Annotated in this window: 2 protein-coding genes and 1 pseudogene; 2 read left to right on the top strand and 1 reads right to left on the bottom strand. The window is 37.3% G+C overall.

The features are described from left to right. Together CRYPD_RS07535 and CRYPD_RS07530 are read left to right on the top strand one after the other, a co-directional pair. Positions 1-1,190: Lcl C-terminal domain-containing protein (locus CRYPD_RS07535; RefSeq protein WP_138146962.1), on the top strand; the 1,190-nt coding region annotated here is incomplete at its 5' end. Between the two features lie 261 nt (positions 1,191-1,451). After that, the gene (locus CRYPD_RS07530) at positions 1,452-1,976 is read left to right on the top strand and encodes an Lcl C-terminal domain-containing protein (RefSeq protein ID WP_138146961.1); all 525 of its coding nucleotides are present in this window, start codon (positions 1,452-1,454) and stop codon (positions 1,974-1,976) included. A gap of 493 nt (positions 1,977-2,469) precedes the next feature. On the opposite strand, the pseudogene CRYPD_RS07525 reads toward CRYPD_RS07530, so the two are convergent. Then, positions 2,470-2,648 (bottom strand): annotated as a pseudogene (locus tag CRYPD_RS07525) (IS30 family transposase); the annotation flags it as partial.

Below are 2,648 nucleotides of genomic sequence, written 5' to 3'. Positions count from 1 at the left end.
ACTACTTATCTCTAGCGGAAGTTCAGGTATTAGGGGAATCTAAACTGGAAGCAATAGGAGGCAATCGACAAATTAATGTATCTTGGAGTGCGTTTGCTTCCAAGAATTATAATCTATATTACGCACAACAAAGTTTTGAAAAATTAAATGGTCAAATTGATAATTACGCAGCTTTAAAGGGTGGCACACTCATTCCAAATGTTGGTGCACATAAATGTCCTAGTGCCTTTATGTGTGATTATGACTATACCATTACACATTTATCTAATAATGTGAAATACTATATCGTTATAACTCCTATCTCCACCCCTCACAGTGAAGAGGGTGCTATGGAAACAGGTGGGCATATGATTACGCCACTACCTATCTTCCCCCCTCACAGTGAAGAGGGTGCTATGAGTAGGAAAGCAAGTGCCACACCTCGAGCTGGACTTGGTGTACTTAACGACACAGGTATCACTTTTTCAGGGGGGAATAAAATAGGTTGGGTAGAGGAAAGTCATGGCCGACCAGGTAATACAGGTAATAATAAGGAATGCATTAGCAACATAAAAAACAAGCAAGATTGTCATCGAGGGCGTGATGCAACACATAATGATGATAGTGATGGGCATGCTGGGTTTAGTTTCACCAAGATTAGTAATACAGGTATAGCACTTGCGGCTAATGCGGCTAATTGGTCTTGTGTTAGAGATGAGGTAACTGGGCTTATTTGGGAGAGAAAGTCTTCTAGCGCTAGTAGTTCACATGAACCTAATTTACATTATGCGTGGCATCTTTACTCTTGGTACAATACAGATAGTAAAAACAACGGTGGCTATGCGGGCACGGAACATGTGACTGGCGAATCTTGTGACCGCAATGTTCCGGTTCTTGGTTGTGAAATTGGCAACACCCAGGCATTTGTGAAAAAAGTAAATAAAGTGGGTTTATGTGGCAAAAAGGATTGGAGATTACCAACGATTGAGGAACTTAGAAGTATCGTTGATTATTCTGCAGCCCCTGTTATAGATATGACTTATTTCCCCTCTCAAACTACGGGATTTTTTTGGTCGTCTTCGGTTTTTGTCCATAATAAATCCTTTAGATACAGAAATAAACCTTGGGCAATAAGTTTCTTTGATGGTCAAGGTGAGCGTATGGATAGTAGCATTGCTAATGGCGTGCGTCTAGTGCGTTTTGGGAAATAATTATGAATACTCTTTCCATGCAACAAACTTTAAAAGTCTTTATATTTAACGATGATACTGTTCAAATATTTAAATGTTTATTTGAAAATACAACGAAAAAAATAATCAAAATTATATTGTTAGAAAACAAGACTTAGATAGATATAACCACCTTAAGTAATAAAAGAGTTAGGTAATTTTTATAACGACCCTAAGCTAGATTAAGATATCAATAATAGAACTTACCTAACTTAGCAATTTTTTAACCATAGGAATAAAATCATGAAAACATCAATTTTTTTAACTTTAGTATTTTTATCAAGTTTAGCAGACGCCCAAATTTGCAACCCTCATATTGTTGACAATTGGAAAAACAGCCGTTATGACAATAATCTTGATGGCACTGTTACTGACAAACAAACCAAATTAATGTGGAAGAGATGTGCCGAGGGGTTAGAAGGTGTTGGTTGCTCAATAGGAGGCACCCCTGAAGTAGTTTGGAAAAAAGCATTAGAGTTAGCAGAAATAAGTAAATTTGCAGGATATAACGATTGGCGCCTACCAAATATCAAAGAATTAGCAAGTCTTGTTAAGCGCAATTGTTACCTCCCAAGTATTAATAAGGAATCGTTCCCTGAGATGAGCCAAGGATTTTTTTGGTCATCTTCGCCTGGTTTTTATCGCCCACACCACATATACGATCACCAATCACTTCAACTGAGCTTTGCTAGTGGTAGAGAAAGAAAAAAAATACGCAATAGCAAACTAGGAGGAGGGCTCGCTCTATTGGTTCGACTTGGGCAGTAATTTTTTTAACCCAACTTTCACTTTCCACTACAACAAGGTTTATTAAAAAGTAACACTCATACTAATAAAAATGACATGCTAATAGGCACTTTGCTAATAAGTTGTTTGTTACTGATTTAGGGCGATGTTTGTAGTGGTCTAACAATCTGTAATAGTCTAATTTACTTGGACACATTTCAATCCATTTTTTTTAATCCACAGCTACTGATAACTCTCAGCCCACGACTTGTTTTGAACCTAAACCCAGCATACTAGCTAAATAACTTCAGTCTTGATAAGTTTTGATACAGGTATAAGCCACCCACCGATTGATTGTTACTTAAATTCACGATTTAACAGATTCCCTGCTTTATTTATGCATCAAGGGTAATAGATAGCATCTTCTTGGGCGTATGGCAACTACATTGGATTTTTTCATCAGTGTTGTAGCCTGATAAATGCCAATGTTGTATCCTTAATCATTCTTGAATTCGCACATTAAGTGCAATTTCTCCTAAGCCGTTAATAAATCAACAGCCTTTCCTAAAAATAACTCAACTGGTTGTTTCCCACCTCGTGTTTTTCGAGGTCTTGCGTTGAGTCGCTTCATGACAAATTCAATCTGTGAATTTGTCACCTTGTTAAAGTCAGTACCCTTTGGGAAGTACTGTCTAATCAAGCCATTAGTATTCT

Source organism: Bathymodiolus heckerae thiotrophic gill symbiont (assembly GCF_900180345.1).
Classification (GTDB): domain Bacteria; phylum Pseudomonadota; class Gammaproteobacteria; order PS1; family Pseudothioglobaceae; genus Thiodubiliella.
Note: the sequence above shows the minus strand (reverse complement) of the source record. Positions and strands in the feature narration are given on the sequence as shown.

What these genes read in the sequence shown, in the direction of transcription:
- CRYPD_RS07530 (WP_138146961.1), top strand. Translation starts at nt 1,452, where the DNA reads ATGAAAACATCAATTTTTTTAACTTTAGTATTTTTATCAAGTTTAGCA.